Annotated in this window: 11 protein-coding genes; 6 read left to right on the top strand and 5 right to left on the bottom strand. The window is 61.9% G+C overall.

Annotated elements, in window-relative coordinates; translation table 11 throughout:
• The first annotated feature begins 3 nt into the window (after positions 1–3).
• Positions 4–585 (top strand): NAD(P)H-dependent oxidoreductase, encoded by a 582-nt coding sequence (locus V1T76_RS19235; RefSeq protein ID WP_330562255.1) that lies wholly within the window; start codon positions 4–6, stop codon positions 583–585.
• Between the two features lie 19 nt (positions 586–604).
• Here V1T76_RS19235 and V1T76_RS19230 read toward each other — a convergent pair whose 3' ends face one another.
• The 4 genes from V1T76_RS19230 to V1T76_RS19215 all read right to left on the bottom strand — a co-directional run bounded on the left by V1T76_RS19230 (position 605) and on the right by V1T76_RS19215 (position 5,427).
• The gene (locus V1T76_RS19230; protein ID WP_330562254.1) at positions 605–1,012 is read right to left on the bottom strand and encodes a RidA family protein; all 408 of its coding nucleotides are present in this window, start codon (positions 1,010–1,012) and stop codon (positions 605–607) included.
• A gap of 145 nt (positions 1,013–1,157) precedes the next feature.
• Complete coding sequence (locus V1T76_RS19225; RefSeq protein ID WP_330562253.1) at positions 1,158–2,816, bottom strand: CRTAC1 family protein; 1,659 nt, start codon at positions 2,814–2,816, stop codon at positions 1,158–1,160.
• Complete coding sequence (locus V1T76_RS19220; RefSeq protein WP_330562252.1) at positions 2,813–4,246, bottom strand: di-heme oxidoredictase family protein; 1,434 nt, start codon at positions 4,244–4,246, stop codon at positions 2,813–2,815. The genes V1T76_RS19225 and V1T76_RS19220 overlap by 4 nt, the downstream gene beginning before the upstream one ends.
• Positions 4,243–5,427 (bottom strand): ROK family protein, encoded by a 1,185-nt coding sequence (locus tag V1T76_RS19215; protein ID WP_330562251.1) that lies wholly within the window; start codon positions 5,425–5,427, stop codon positions 4,243–4,245. The genes V1T76_RS19220 and V1T76_RS19215 overlap by 4 nt, the downstream gene beginning before the upstream one ends.
• Before the next feature lie 349 nt (positions 5,428–5,776).
• Here V1T76_RS19215 and xylF point away from each other — a divergent pair, with 349 nt between their 5' ends.
• The 5 genes from xylF to xylA all read left to right on the top strand — a co-directional run bounded on the left by xylF (position 5,777) and on the right by xylA (position 11,974).
• A complete protein-coding gene (gene xylF / locus V1T76_RS19210) occupies positions 5,777–6,808 on the top strand; it encodes a D-xylose ABC transporter substrate-binding protein (RefSeq protein ID WP_330562250.1) in 1,032 nt (343 codons plus the stop codon).
• A 137-nt stretch (positions 6,809–6,945) separates the two neighbouring features.
• Entirely contained in the window at positions 6,946–8,235 is a 1,290-nt protein-coding gene (locus V1T76_RS19205) for a sugar ABC transporter permease (RefSeq protein ID WP_330562249.1), read from the top strand.
• A 24-nt stretch (positions 8,236–8,259) separates the two neighbouring features.
• On the top strand, positions 8,260–9,027 hold the full coding sequence (locus V1T76_RS19200) for an ATP-binding cassette domain-containing protein (protein WP_006939086.1): 768 nt from the start codon (positions 8,260–8,262) through the stop codon (positions 9,025–9,027).
• A 150-nt stretch (positions 9,028–9,177) separates the two neighbouring features.
• Positions 9,178–10,629, top strand: a complete 1,452-nt coding sequence (xylB, locus tag V1T76_RS19195; protein WP_330562248.1) for a xylulokinase — start codon at positions 9,178–9,180, stop codon at positions 10,627–10,629.
• A 25-nt stretch (positions 10,630–10,654) separates the two neighbouring features.
• A complete protein-coding gene (xylA, locus tag V1T76_RS19190) occupies positions 10,655–11,974 on the top strand; it encodes a xylose isomerase (RefSeq protein ID WP_330562247.1) in 1,320 nt (439 codons plus the stop codon).
• Positions 11,975–12,058: 84 nt separating this feature from the next.
• Here xylA and V1T76_RS19185 read toward each other — a convergent pair whose 3' ends face one another.
• Positions 12,059–12,247: a DUF2256 domain-containing protein gene (locus tag V1T76_RS19185; protein ID WP_442970147.1), complete on the bottom strand. Its 189-nt coding sequence runs from the start codon at positions 12,245–12,247 to the stop codon at positions 12,059–12,061.
• Positions 12,248–12,391 lie beyond the last annotated feature (144 nt).

The following is a 12,391-nucleotide window of genomic DNA, read 5'->3' as shown; positions in this document are numbered from 1 at the left end:
CCGATGCGCGTACTGGTTCTTCATTCCCATCCGCAGGAGCAGAGCTTCGGCCGGGCGCTCTATCACAAGACGTGCGAAAGCCTCGCGAAGGCTGGGCACGAGGTCGATGGCTGCAATCTCTATGAGGAAGGCTTCGACCCAGTCCTCTCCGCGCGCGACAGGGACATCTATCACACCGTCCCCGACAACCGGGAGCTGGTCGAAAGCTACTGCGAGCGCTTGCTGGCGGCCGAAGGTCTGGTCATCTGCACGCCGGTCTGGAACTTCGGCTTTCCCGCCATGCTGAAGGGCTATTTCGACCGGGTGTGGCTGCCGGGTGTTTCGTTTCATCTGGAGGACGGCGTCCTGACGCCGACCCTGCGCCACATCCGCAAGATGGCCGCCGTCATGACCTATGGCGGCAGCCGGTGGCGGGCGTTTCTTGTCGGCGATCCGCCGCGCAAGATCGTCAACCGGGTCATCCGGGCCCAGATCAAGATCGGCGCGCCGGTGAAATATCTCGCCCATTACGACATGAACAATTGCACCCCGGCCTCGACAGGCGCCTTTCTGGAGAAGGTCGGCCGGGAAATGGAGCGGTTCTGACACCGCTCCGGGCCTGTCTCTACGAAATGACTTTGGCGGCGGTGACTTCCACTTCCACCAGAAATTCCGGGCGCGTGAAGCCGCCGACAACCAACAGGGTCGAGACCGGTTTCAGCGCTCCGGTGTAGCGGTCGCGGACAGCCATATAGTCTGCGAAATCTTCCCGCCGTGTGACGAAGCCGGATATGCGGATGACATCGTCAAAACTCATGTCCGCCTCTTTCAGGATGGCGGCAATGGCCTCGAAGCAGACTTCGGCCTGGCCGGTCACATCCGGCGGGATCGTATCGTCCGGCCTGATGCCGAGCTGGCCGGAGGTCACCAGCAGGCTTGCGCCCGGCGGCACGGAAAGGCCGTGATTGTACTGCCCGAAGGGCGTGCGCACGGAAGGCGGATTGAAGGGTTTCTTGTCGGTAGAACCAGCCATGATCGCGGAAACTCCGGAAGTTGCATCTTGTCACGCATGTTCCGGCAAAAAGACCGGAAAGTCATTGAAAAAATGCAGCTTTTCTGAGCTTGCGATGATCGATCTTCTCAGCCTGCAGGGCGCCGGATAGATCTCCTCACGGGAGCTATTCCGGATACCAGAGCTTCGCCTTTTCCGCACCGCGCTCGATGATCACGTGACCGTTGGCAAAGACGCGGTAGCCGTGGCTCCAGTCGCCGTCCGGCCATTTGATGCGCACATTGGCGCGTTCCGCAACGCCCAGACCAAAATGCACAAAGCCCATCTGACCGGAGGCGTGTCCCGCGCCCACCTGAATGTCTTTCACCACAGTGCGGTTGCCCGTCTTCACGCTGATCTTGGCACCCACCGCGCGGGCATTCGGCTTACCCGGCTGGCGCACTTCGACGGCCAGCCAGTTGCCCAGCTGTTTCGGTGCGTCAGCCGTGCCCTGGCCAACGTTCCGGAACAGGCTGACCGGGCCGGAGCGGTTCACGACCACCAGATCCATCAGCCCGTCGGCATTGAAGTCCGCAAGGCCAGCACCGCGGCCGCGCCGGTTCAGCGCGATCCCGGCCGTGTCGCCCGTCTCCACAAACCGGCCATCCCATTGGCCGAGCAGCAGATTGTCCGGATCATAGGCGGCAAAATCGGGCATGGCTTCCACGTTGCCCTTGGCGATGAACAGATCCCAGAGCCCGTCGTTGTTGACGTCCTGAAACTCCGAATGCCAGCCGGTGGAAGGTTTCAGGTCTTCCCCCGCATAGGGCCTGTGCGCGGTCACACCCAGATCGAAGGCTATGTCCTGATAGACCGGCACGGTCTCGTCCGATTCCGGATCGAGCTTCTGCAGTTTTGTGTCGCCCATGCTGGTGAGCGCATATTCAGGAAACCCGTCGACATCCAGGTCGATGGAGGCAATGCCCATGCCCCAGATCTTCAGGTGTTGCCAGCCGTCCGACTTGCGATAGGGGCGGGGCGGGCGGCCGGGTGGAACGGCCCAGAGCTGTTCTTCGCCGCCACGATAATATTGCCGGTCGTTGGAGATCCGAAGTGCCGGCTCGCCGGATCGGTTCCAGTCTGTAAACAGCATCGACAAGCTGCAATAGCCTGGCGTCAGGCGGGTGGCTTCCGGATAACGCACGCTGCCGTCTTCTGCCTTTTCCGGCCGGAACAGGAAGTTGTCGTGGCAGGTGCCCCATGGCGAGCCGGGGGCGGAGCGGTCGACATAATTGCCGAAGGCCAGCGTCGGATAATCGAGGCCGGGTTCATAGGTTGCCGAAAAGGCCGTGCTCCACTCGCGGCCGCCGTCAAAGCCGAGCGCCCGATTGGCAACCTCGAAGGTGCAGGTGCCCTTGCCTTCCAGGATCAGGTTTTCCCCCAGACGCAGGACGACAAGATCCATGAGACCATCGTTGTTGATGTCCAGAGGATATGCGCCAAGCACACCCGTCGCCTGTTTGTCGCTGAGGCCAGTGTCCAGTGCGGTGAACTTCAGCGGCCCCGCGACGCGGCTTTCATTGCGGTACAGTTGCGCCGGGTTCTTGCCGCCGGCAAAGAACAGATCTGGCTTGCGGTCGCCATCGCAATCGAAGATCGCGGTGCCGCCGCCGACAAAGAATTCCCACGCACCGTCATAACTGTGTTCGATGCCTGCAGCTGCGGCCTCTTCCACAAACGTTGGAACGGGTGCAACGGACGTCTGCCGGGTATCGTCTGCCAGAGCGGGCGCAGCAAAGGCCACACCCAGCAACGCGCCGGATACGGAAAGAGCATACCGGTTCATTCCGCGATCTCCAGACTGCGCAAGAAGGCGATGATTGTCTGCTGCTCGGTTTCCGTAAGATCGGCATAGGCCTTGCGGCTGTCGGTCGCCGCGCCGCCATGGGCGACAATGGCTTCTTCCAGCGTGGTGATATCCCCCCGGTGCCCATAGGGCGCCGTGCTGCCGATGCCCCACAGCTCGGATGTGATGAACACGTCCCGCGCAACGAAGCGTTGGGCGAGCAGTTCGTTGCCGAAGGTGTCGTTGGCTGCATCGGCAATCGTGTGGCGCTTCAGGTCGCCATAAAGGGGAACCAGCACGCGGCCCTTGTCGTCCCGCGGCAGGGCCTTGACCCAGTCCAGCGTGCCGAGATCAAGTTCAAGCGGTGTTGTCACGTCGCTCTGGCGCAGGGTTCCGGCGGTGTCGAACGGACCCGGATCCTGAAAGATCATGCTTTCGAGCGGCAGTTCTGGAATGTGACAGGCGCTGCAGCCGATCGCGCCGAAGAGCCCTTCGCCCTTTTCCGCAGCATCCTGCCAGACGTCTGGAAGGTCCTGTTTTCGGGTGGGCGCGGGAAGGGTCGCCTGAAAGGCAACCAGTGCCGAGATCTGGCCGGGTGTTATTTCGTTCATATGGCCGTCGCCGTCGAAATCGTCCGTGCCGGTCCACACGGCCCCGAACCGCTCGGCGGCCTGCATGCCGTGGTGATCGTTGCTGGCGTTTACGGTGAACTGGCGGAGTGAGGCAAAGACGCCCTTCTGGCTGAAGGGCCGGACGGTCAGGTCGTCGTCAATCCCGTCAAGGCGCGAAACGTCCAGAGTTCCGTCGGGAAACGCGGTCAGCTTGCCGAAGGAAACCCCTTTTGTTTCCAGGCTGACCGTCTCTTCACGGCCGCTTGCCCTTGCCCTTTCCAAAACGTCCGTCCGCTGGCGGCGCAGGTCCGTGGTCATTTCCCGGGCAAGAAGTTCGATCAGCCCGGCACCCTGAATCGCAACCGTGTTGCGCTCGTTGGAAAACTGCGGGTCGGTGGTGTCGAAGTCGGCGCTTTCAAACCCTTCGGAAACGAACACATTTGCGGTGAACGCGCCGGAGCCGCCGATGACCGGCTCATTGTGGCATGAGGAGCAGGCATTGGCGTCCATGCCCGCCAGGCGCTGAAAGGCCTGTGGCGACTTGCGACGCACCTTGGTCGGTACGATGGCCCGTGTCGCCTCCGGACGGCCCGCGCCATCCAGCGTGGTGAACTTGGCCTTGAACAGCTCCTTGCCGATCGGCTGCAGGACCGCGATCGCATCGTCTCCGGACTGTGCAAGAGCGTCGATGTCGACATCTTCCTTGATCGCGCGTTCGCTCCATGGCGCCGGATCGGCGTGCGTGGCGACGGGCAGGGCAAGACCCAGGTAAAGGCCGAGGGCAAAGGTGGAGACCGCCGGGCGGAACAGGCTGGTCATGCAGTCGCTTCCTTGCGGTCAAGCCGCGCGACACGGCGGGACGCCGCTGTCGCGTTGCCCAGAAAGTCCTTGTCGAGGCGCTCCATGGACTGGGCGATCAGGCCGCTGCGGATGAAATCCTCGTTCCACGGCATCACGTCCAGGGAGAAATTGTTCCGCAGGTCGGCGACCAGGGCTTCCTCCAGACCTTCCCACATGCCCTTTTCCATGAAGGAGAAGGCCCGCATGGCAGCACCCGTCAGCACGATGCGCTTGGGGTCGATCATCGCGATCACCCGGGCAAGGCCATAGCCAAGAACCTGGCCGGCCTCATGAAAGGCCTTGCAGGCGTCCTTGTCTCCGGAACCGGCGAGTTCAATCAGCCGGGCAAGGCCGCCAACGCCTGCCTTGATGGTGCTCGGATCCGTGTTTTCCGGCAGATGCGAGGCCGCCCGCACCAGCGCGTAATCGGACAGATAGGCCTCAAGACACCCTTTCTTGCCGCACCGGCAGAGCGCTCCGCCGGGCAGATGGTTGGCATGGCCGAATTCCGCGGCTGTGCCGCTTGCACCGGAAAACAGCCGGTTGTCGAGATAAAGCCCCATGCCGACACCGTAATCGAGCATGATGACGGCGAAGGTGCCGCTGTAGCGGTTCGGGTCCGACCAGTGCAGCGCTTCGGTGATCATGTTGGTGTCGTTGGAAATGTAGCAATCCGCCCCGAAAGCATCGTGCAACGGTCCGACGATCGGTATCTTGCGCCCGGCAAAGGCGGGGCTCCAGGCCACGACACCCGTTTCCGTTTCGACGACCCCCTGCGCCGCAACGCCGATCTCCCGAACCCGTGACGGAACGATCCCGGCGGCGTTGAGGAACTGCCGAATCGTGCCAATCAGCGTGTCGGGAAAGCTGGCGGCATCTTCCGTCGCACTGTCGAAATGGCTGCGCTCGCTGCGCACCACCTCACCGGCGAAATTCACCAGGGCAAGGTCGATGTTGTTGACCGAAAGACGCACGCCGATCGTGTAGACCGCGTCCGGATTAAGCTTCAGGAGGGTGCGGGGCCGCCCCCGCGCCAGAGGTGCTTTCGGCTCTTCGCTTTCCAGGCTCAGGATCAATTCCTGGTCCAGAAGATCGGAGGTGATGGCCGTCACCGTCGCCGGACTCAGCCGTGTCATCTGGCCGAGATCTATGCGCGCCATCGGGCCGTTCCGGCGCAGGGCCTGTAGAACAATACTTCTGTTTTGCCGCCGGATCTGATCCCGGTCCGCCTTGCGTGTCATGCTCGCTCAGCTCTTCCCAAGGTGTTTCCTCTGACCCGGGTTTCTCCCGGTTTTCCTGCTTCTCACGGGTGATTCACACCCTGCGGAACAGTGTTTTGCAAAACCATGTTGACAGGAGCAGCGCTTTCCTGCAACTTTTTTTCGGACACTAAAAAAAATAACAATAAGGCTGTCCTATCTGAAAGCGTCTCGAAAAGGCGCTTCGACACTGACGCATTTCAGGCGCATCCGTCCGACGTGGGATGTGCCAACTGGAGGAAACATCGCAATGCGTAAAATCACCACTCTGCTGGCAGGCGTCCTGCTGTCCGCAACCGCACTGAACCTTGCCCATGCAGAAGACATCGTTGTCGGCGTAAGCTGGTCCAACTTCCAGGAAGAACGCTGGAAGACTGACGAAGCCGCCATCAAGGGCGCGCTGGAGGCTGCCGGCGCGAAGTATATTTCCGCCGATGCCCAGAGCTCGTCCGCAAAACAGCTTTCCGACGTTGAGGCGCTGATCGCACAGGGTGCGAACGCCCTTATCATCCTGGCTCAGGATTCCCAGGCAATCGGCCCGGCTGTGCAGGCTGCCGCTGACGAAGGCATTCCGGTTGTCGGCTATGACCGTCTCATCGACGATCCGCGCGCCTTCTACCTGACCTTCGACAACGTCGAAGTTGGCCGCATGCAGGCCCGTGCCGTTCTGGAAGCTGCGCCCAAGGGCAACTACGTCATGATCAAGGGCTCGCCGACTGATCCGAATGCGGACTTCCTCCGCGGTGGTCAGCAGGAAGTCCTGCAGTCCGCAATCGACGCGGGTGACATCAAGATCGTTGGTGAAGCCTACACCGATGGCTGGCTGCCGGCGAACGCTCAGCGCAACATGGAACAGATCCTGACCGCAAACGACAACAAGGTCGATGCGGTTGTGGCCTCCAACGACGGCACGGCCGGCGGTGTTGTTGCCGCTCTGACCGCGCAGGGCATGGACGGCATTCCGGTGTCCGGTCAGGACGGCGACCATGCCGCTCTGAACCGTGTCGCAAAGGGCACCCAGACCGTTTCCGTTTGGAAAGACGCGCGTGAACTCGGTAAGGCAGCCGGTGAAATCGCCGTGTCTCTGGCCGGTGGCACCGAAATGTCCGGCGTTGATGGCGCAGCAGCCTGGACGTCTCCGTCCGGCACCGAGCTGACCGCCAAGTTCCTGGCACCGCTCCCCGTCACCAAGGACAACCTGACCGCTGTTGTGGACGCAGGCTGGATCTCCAAGGAAGATCTGTGCCAGGGCGTTGAAAGCGGCCCGGCTCCCTGTAACTAATAACACTACGCTTAATGTACGGCCCCGGTTATTCTTAACCGGGGCCGTAACAACAGGGACAGCTGCTGAAGAAGCCGCACCCCGGGATGGGCCACCCGATGCGTAAGCGTAATGGTCTCCAAGCAGGAGTAACCTCTATGTCTGACACCGCACTGTCAGGGCCCAAAAGCCCGACAGCACGAAACTTGTTTGCCGCATTGCAGCTCGACACCCGGCTTCTCGGCATGATCGGGGCGTTCATCGTTCTGTGCCTGGTGTTCAATGTGTTCACGGATGGCCGGTTTCTGACGCCGCGCAACATCTTCAACCTCACGATCCAGACCGTCTCCGTCGCCATCATGGCCACGGGCATGGTGTTCGTCATCGTCACCCGGCACATCGATCTGTCGGTCGGCTCCGTGCTGGCCACCGTTGCCGCTGTCATGGCGGTGGTGCAAACCGATATCCTGCCGCCGCTTCTGGGCCTCGGCAATCCGTTCATCTGGATCCTGGCCATTCTGGCCGGCGTGGTCATCGGTGTGCTGATCGGCGCGTTCCAGGGCTGGATGATCGGTTACCTCGGCATTCCCGCTTTCATCGTGACGCTCGGTGGCCTCCTGGTCTGGCGCAACGTTGCCTGGTTCATCACCTCCGGCCAGACCATCGGTCCGCTCGATGAAACCTTCACCATGATCGGTGGCATCGGCGGGACCATGGGCGAAACGGGCTCCTGGATTTTCGGTGTTCTGGCAGTTGCGGCAGCCCTCTGGCTGCAGATTTCCTCACGCCGCCGCAAGGCCGCGCACGGTTTCCCGGTCAAACCCGGCTGGGCGGAAGCCACCATGGCTGTCATCACGGCCGTCGCCATTCTCGGGTTCGTCTGGGTGCTGAACGCCTACGACATTCCGTCGGCGCGTCTTGAGCGCATCTTCGAGGCCCGCGGTGAAACCATGCCGGAAGGCCTGGTCATGGGCTACGGCATTCCCTATTCGGTGCTGCTTCTGATCGTGGTCACCGTAATCATGACCATCGTTGCCCGCCGCACCCGTCTCGGACGCTACATCTTCGCAACCGGCGGCAACCCGGATGCGGCCGAACTCTCCGGCATCAACACCCGGTTCCTGACGGTCAAGGTGTTTGCCATCATGGGCGGCCTCAGCGCGCTTGCCGCGGCTGTCGCGGCCGCACGCCTCGGCTTTTCGACCAACGACATCGGCACGCTGGACGAACTCAGGGTCATCGCCGCGGCGGTCATCGGCGGCACGGCGCTTGCCGGTGGTGTCGGCACGATCTACGGCGCTATCCTGGGCGCGCTGATCATGCAGTCGCTGCAGTCGGGCATGGCCATGGTCGGTGTTGACGCGCCGTTGCAGAACATCGTCGTCGGCACGGTGCTCGTGATCGCCGTCCTCGTCGACATCGTCTATCGCAAGCGCACGGGAGACTGAGACATGGACGCGCCTCTCGTAGAAATGAAAGACATGTGCATCTCCTTCGGTGGGGTGCAGGCCGTGGATCATGTCTCGGTCGATCTGTACCCGGGTGAAGTTGTGGGCCTGCTTGGCCACAATGGCGCCGGCAAGTCGACCTTGATCAAGATCCTCTCCGGCGCCTACAAGGCCGACAGTGGCGAAATCCGCATCAACGGCAAGGAAGTGCACATTCACTCGCCGCGCGACGCGCGGGCGCAGAACATCGAGACCATCTACCAGACGCTCGCTCTGGCGGACAATCTCGACGCGGCGTCCAACCTGTTCCTCGGCCGTGAATTGACCTCGCCGCTCGGCTTTGTCGACGACGATGCCATGGAAGCGGAAACCCGCAAGATCATGGGCCGGCTCAATCCGAACTTCAAAAAGTTCCACGCGCCGGTGAAAGCCCTGTCGGGCGGTCAGCGCCAGTCGGTGGCCATTGCCCGAGCGGTCTACTTCAATGCCAAAATCCTGATCATGGACGAACCGACCGCAGCCCTTGGCGTGCATGAAACGCAGATGGTTGCCGAACTCATCCAGGAACTGAAGAAACAGGGCCTCGGCATTTTCCTGATCAGCCACGACATTCACGACGTCTTCCAGCTTTGCGACCGAATCGCGGTCATGAAGAACGGTCAGCTTGTTGGCACCGCCCGCACGACCGACGTCACCGACGACGACGTGCTCGGCATGATCATTCTCGGGAAATGCCCGGAAGGGGCCATCCCGGGCCCAGGTGCCCTTGTGGACGATACCGTGGTCGGATAAACCGGCCGGGCCCGCGGGCTCTTGCCCGCGGGGCTTCCTCATGGTTTGAACAGATGGCCTGGCCCCTGTTCTGACGGTGTGGAACCTCATGCCGAAACCCGTTCAGGGGTCATCGGCATTCTTTTTGGTTCATTTTGAGGAACGCACCTCATGTATATCGGTCTGGATATCGGTACGAGTTCGGTCAAAGCCATTCTTCTGGGCGAGGACCAGTCCCTGATCGCATCGGCAACCGCGGATCTGACGGTCGAGCGGCCTCAGCCGGGGTGGTCGGAGCAGGATCCCGACAGTTGGTGGCGCGCTTGCGAAACCGTTCTTGATGCCTTGAAAGCGGAAGCGCCGAAAGCCATGGCGGCTGTGCGCGGCATTGGCCTGTCAGGCCATATGCACGGCGCCACGCTTCTGGATGCAGCCGGTACTCCGCTGCGCCCGTGCATCCTGTGGAACGACGGCAGATCGGGCAAGCAGTGCTCGGAGCTGGAAGCGGCTGAACCGAAATTCCTGACGCTCGGCGGCAACCGGGTCATGCCGGGGTTCACCGCACCCAAGCTGCAATGGGTGCGCGAGAACGAGCCGGATATCTTTGCCAGGACCAAGATGGTTCTGCTGCCCAAGGACTATGTCCGCTTCAAGCTGACCGGCGAATACGTCGGCGAAATGTCGGATGCCGCCGGAACGCTGTGGCTGGATGTCGCCAGGCGCGACTGGAGCGACGCGCTCCTGGCCGCCACCGGCCTGACCCGTCAGAACATGCCGCGCCTTGTCGAGGGGTCCGAAAGCTCGGGCACGCTCAAGGCAGAGCTCTGCGGCCGCTGGGGCTTCGATGCCGCGCCGGTGGTGGCAGGTGGCGGCGGGGACAATGCTGCTTCGGCCTGCGGTGTCGGCGCGGTCGATCCGGGGTCGGCCTTCGTCTCGCTCGGCACCTCCGGTGTGCTGTTCGTGACCAACGACCGTTTCTCGCCCAACGTGGACAGCGCAGTGCATGCCTTCTGCCATGCAGTTCCGGATACCTGGCACCAGATGGGGGTGATCCTGTCGGCCACTGACAGCCTGAACTGGCTGGCGAAGGTGCTGAAGCGCAGCCCGGGAGACCTCACGGGTCTTGTGAGCAAGGTCGAAGGGCCTTCGCCGGTGTCCTTCATGCCCTATCTTGGCGGCGAACGGACACCGCACAACGATGTCGACATCCGCGCCGGTTTCTTCGGCATTTCGCATGCAACTGACGATGCCGAACTCACTCACGCGGTGCTGGACGGTGTCGCCTTCGCGCTCAAGGACTGTCTGGAAGCTCTTAGCGTTGCCGGCACCAGGATCGAGCGTGTTCTGGCGGTTGGCGGCGGATCGCGTTCGACGGTCTGGCTGGAGATCATCGCCAGCCTGCTCAATGTGCCGGTCGACGTTCCGGTCGACGGCGATTTCGGCGGCTCGCTGGGGGCGGCACGCCTCGGCCAGGCCGCTGCGCTCGGCACCACGGAGGGGATCTTCTTAAAACCCGCTCTCAAGACCAGCATCGATCCCGTTCCGGCCCTCACACAAAGATATGCCGAAGGGTATGAGCGCTGGCGGAAGCTGTATCCGGCGCTCAAACAAGCCGGCTTTTAGGAAACACTTTCAAGGAGATGATAATATGAGCACTGGGTTCTTCGGCGATCTGCAGCCGATCCAATACGCCGGTCCTTCCAGCACCGAGCCGCTGAGCTACCGTCACTACAACAAGGACGAAGTCGTTCTCGGCAAGCGCATGGAAGACCACCTGCGTCTTGCCGTGTGTTACTGGCACAGCTTCTGCTGGCCGGGTTCCGACCCCTTCGGCGGCGAGACCTTCAACCGCTCCTGGATGGCTGCCGGTGGCGACCCGATGGAACAGGCGAAACTGAAGGCGGATGTCGCCTTCGAGATGTTTCAGATCCTGGGCATGCCGTTCTTCACCTTCCACGACCGCGACATTGCGCCGGAAGGCCGGACGCTTGCCGAAAGCAATGCCAACGTCAACGCGATTGCCGACATCTTCGAAAAGAAGATGGCCGACACCGGCATCAAGCTGCTGTGGGGCACGGCCAACATGTTCTCCAACCGCCGCTTCATGGCGGGAGCTGCCACCAACCCGGATCCGGACGTCTTTGCCTATGCTGCCGCACAGGTGAAGAACGCGATGGACGTCACCTATCGCCTCGGTGGTGAGAACTATGTGCTCTGGGGTGGCCGCGAAGGGTATGAGACCCTGCTCAACACCAATGTCAAACAGGAGCTGGACCAGTTTGGCCGCTTCCTCAACATGGTGGTCGAATACAAGCACAAGATCGGCTTCAAGGGCACGATCCTGATCGAGCCGAAACCGCAGGAACCGTCCAAGCACCAGTATGATTACGATGTCGCCACCGTCTACGGCTTCCTGAAGGCCTACGGGCTGGAAAACGACGTCAAGATGAACATCGAGCAGGGCCATGCCATCCTGGCCGGTCACTCGTTCGAGCACGAGCTGCACATGGCCCGTTCGCTCGGCATCTTCGGCTCGGTCGACATGAACCGCAACGACTACCAGTGCGGCTGGGACACCGACCACTTCGGCATGAACGTGCCGGAACTCGCGCTCGCCTATTACGAGATCCTGATGGCTGGCGGCTTCAACACTGGCGGCACCAACTTCGACGCCAAGCTGCGCCGTCAGTCACTCGATCCGGTCGACCTGATCCAGGCGCATGTCGGCTCCGCCGATGCGATTGCCCGCGGCCTGAAGGCAGCGGCCGCCATGATCGAGGATGGCCGTCTCAAAGGCTTCGTCGACGACCGCTATGCCGGCTGGCAGAAACCGGAAAACGCCGACATCCTCAAGGGCGGCTCTTCGCTCGAGGCTCTGGCCGAGCGCGTTCACAAGGCCGACCTGGAACCGCAGCCGAAATCCGGCAAGCAGGAATACCTGGAAAGCCTGGTCAACCTGTTCGTCTGAGGACAGCGTGCTGACAACAAGGGAAGTCACGGGCACCCGTGACCTCCCCCATTCGAAAGACTGGCCGCCTGACTTACTTGCTGGCTAAGTTGGGGATCGGCTGCCTTGGCTGCGCCTTTCCGGTGAGGGCTCTTGCCTCTTGCCCTTGTTGCGCTTGCAGCGCTCGGAGCAATGGCGCACGTCTTCCCAGTCCCGGGCCCATTTCCGGCGCCAAGTGAACGGGCGTCCGCAGGTGGCGCAGATCTTTTCCGGCAAATCCCTTTTCTTGCGCATTTTCATCACTGAGTTTCGAAAAGGTCCGCCTCGTCGGGATTGCCAAATGGCTTCCTGCAAAGCCGGGCTTTCTCCTGTCAGCACAGCCCAGACCGTTCCCGTCCTGCAAGGAAGTCTTGCTTGATACGCGCGAACAAGTGGATG

The sequence above is a fragment of the Roseibium sp. FZY0029 genome (assembly GCF_036350355.1).
In the GTDB taxonomy this organism is placed as follows: Bacteria; Pseudomonadota; Alphaproteobacteria; order Rhizobiales; family Stappiaceae; genus Roseibium.
This window is presented reverse-complemented; position numbering and strand designations above follow the sequence as displayed.

Coding starts and splice junctions, on each gene's coding strand:
- V1T76_RS19235 (WP_330562255.1), top strand. CDS start 4: ATGCGCGTACTGGTTCTTCATTCCCATCCGCAGGAGCAGAGCTTCGGC.
- V1T76_RS19230 (WP_330562254.1), bottom strand. CDS start 1,012: ATGGCTGGTTCTACCGACAAGAAACCCTTCAATCCGCCTTCCGTGCGC.
- V1T76_RS19225 (WP_330562253.1), bottom strand. CDS start 2,816: ATGAACCGGTATGCTCTTTCCGTATCCGGCGCGTTGCTGGGTGTGGCC.
- V1T76_RS19220 (WP_330562252.1), bottom strand. CDS start 4,246: ATGACCAGCCTGTTCCGCCCGGCGGTCTCCACCTTTGCCCTCGGCCTT.
- V1T76_RS19215 (WP_330562251.1), bottom strand. CDS start 5,427: ATGGCGCGCATAGATCTCGGCCAGATGACACGGCTGAGTCCGGCGACG.
- xylF (WP_330562250.1), top strand. CDS start 5,777: ATGCGTAAAATCACCACTCTGCTGGCAGGCGTCCTGCTGTCCGCAACC.
- V1T76_RS19205 (WP_330562249.1), top strand. CDS start 6,946: ATGTCTGACACCGCACTGTCAGGGCCCAAAAGCCCGACAGCACGAAAC.
- V1T76_RS19200 (WP_006939086.1), top strand. CDS start 8,260: ATGAAAGACATGTGCATCTCCTTCGGTGGGGTGCAGGCCGTGGATCAT.
- xylB (WP_330562248.1), top strand. CDS start 9,178: ATGTATATCGGTCTGGATATCGGTACGAGTTCGGTCAAAGCCATTCTT.
- xylA (WP_330562247.1), top strand. CDS start 10,655: ATGAGCACTGGGTTCTTCGGCGATCTGCAGCCGATCCAATACGCCGGT.
- V1T76_RS19185 (WP_442970147.1), bottom strand. CDS start 12,247: ATGCGCAAGAAAAGGGATTTGCCGGAAAAGATCTGCGCCACCTGCGGA.